Here is a 1,613-nt window from a genome sequence, read left to right as displayed (position 1 = left end):
CTACTACAATATATTTATGGTTAATATCCCTTACATCCAGTAAGGAATTATCCATCTTGTTGCTTAAGCTGTTAGAATGTAGGTAGCAATTGGATATCTTTTTCTTCCTTGGACTTCGCGTCCGTAAAACAGACTGATAACCAGTTCCTCATTCGCAGCGTTCGTTTTATGCAGGTTGAATCACCTTAGGTGCATTCGTGTCACACCACAGTAGATTGAATAGGCAATGAGTAAAACTGGTACTTATCCATTGCAATAATCTTAAGGAGTGACAATTTATGAACGCAGTAGGTATCGATGTTTCTAAAAGTAAAAGTGTGGTTGCTATTATGCGGCCTTTCGGTGAAATTGTTTCCACACCTTTCGAAATCAAACACACAGCCAGCGATATCCATTCACTTATAGAACTCATCAACTCTGTTGAAGGTGAGTCTCGAATCGTAATGGAGCACACAGGACGTTATTATGAAGTCCTCGCTCATCAGCTTTTGGAGGCAAATCTTTTCGTCAGTGCCATTAACCCAAAACTTATCAAAGACTTTGATAATGATTCTCTTCGTAAAGTGAAATCTGACAAAGCGGATGCTGTTAAGATTGCCCGATATGCTCTTGACAAATGGCAAAACCTTAAACAGTATAATGTTATGAATGAATTACGCAATCAGCTCAAAACCATGAATCGCCAGTTCGGCTTTTACATGAAGCATAAGACAGCTATGAAAAATAATCTTATCGGCATCCTTGACCAAACCTATCCTGGTGTTAATACTTACTTTGACAGTCCTGCACGCAGTGACGGCAGCCAGAAATGGGTTGATTTTGCATCTACATACTGGCATGTGGACTGTGTCCGTAAAATGTCCCTGAATGCCTTTATCGACCATTATCAAAACTGGTGCAAACGCAAGAAGTACAACTTCAGTCAGTCAAAAGCTGAAGAAATCTATGGAAAAGCAAAGGAACTTGTTCCTGTACTTCCAAAGGATGCCATTACAAAGCTTATTATCAAGCAGGCTGTAGACCAGCTTAATAGTGCCTCTACAACTGTTGAGTCACTACGCACTCTCATGAATGAAACTGCATCCAAACTCCCGGAGTATCCTGTCGTTATGGCTATGAAAGGTGTTGGAACTTCACTTGGTCCTCAGTTGATGGCTGAGATTGGAAATGTTTCCCGTTTCACTCACAAAAGTGCTATTACTGCATTTGCCGGTGTAGATCCCGGTGTTAATGAATCCGGAACCTATGAACAAAAAAGTGTTCCTACCTCAAAACGAGGTTCCGCTGATCTAAGAAAGACTTTATTTCAGGTAATGGATGTCCTAATTAAAACGCATCCTCAAGATGATCCTGTTTATCAGTTCTTAGATAAGAAACGTGCTCAAGGCAAGCCTTACTATGTCTATATGACTGCAGGTGCCAACAAGTTTCTAAGAATCTACTACGGACGAGTGAAAGAATATCTCGCATCTCTTCCAGAGTCTTAATTATCCACCAAAATTTTCAGACCAGCACTGGCGTGGTGGTCTAATTTTGATACCCAATTTTCAACCTGTATAAATTTTTCAATATTCTTTCAATTTAGCCTTGACTTTTTATTTGCAGGCTGTTTT

Annotated in this window: 1 protein-coding gene; it reads left to right on the top strand. The window is 39.9% G+C overall.

The features are described from left to right. Nucleotides 1-278 precede the first annotated feature (278 nt). Complete coding sequence (locus tag LJE11_RS18995) at nucleotides 279-1,487, top strand: IS110 family transposase (RefSeq protein ID WP_008708319.1); 1,209 nt, start codon at nucleotides 279-281, stop codon at nucleotides 1,485-1,487. The last annotated feature ends 126 nt before the right edge of the window (nucleotides 1,488-1,613 follow it).

The sequence above is a fragment of the Blautia sp. DFI.1.216 genome, assembly GCF_020594215.1.
Lineage (GTDB): Bacteria > Bacillota > Clostridia > Lachnospirales > Lachnospiraceae > Blautia_A > Blautia_A wexlerae.
Note: the sequence above shows the minus strand (reverse complement) of the source record. Positions and strands in the feature narration are given on the sequence as shown.

Excerpts from the sequence above, each read along its gene's own strand:
- LJE11_RS18995 (WP_008708319.1), top strand. The coding sequence starts at position 279 with ATGAACGCAGTAGGTATCGATGTTTCTAAAAGTAAAAGTGTGGTTGCT.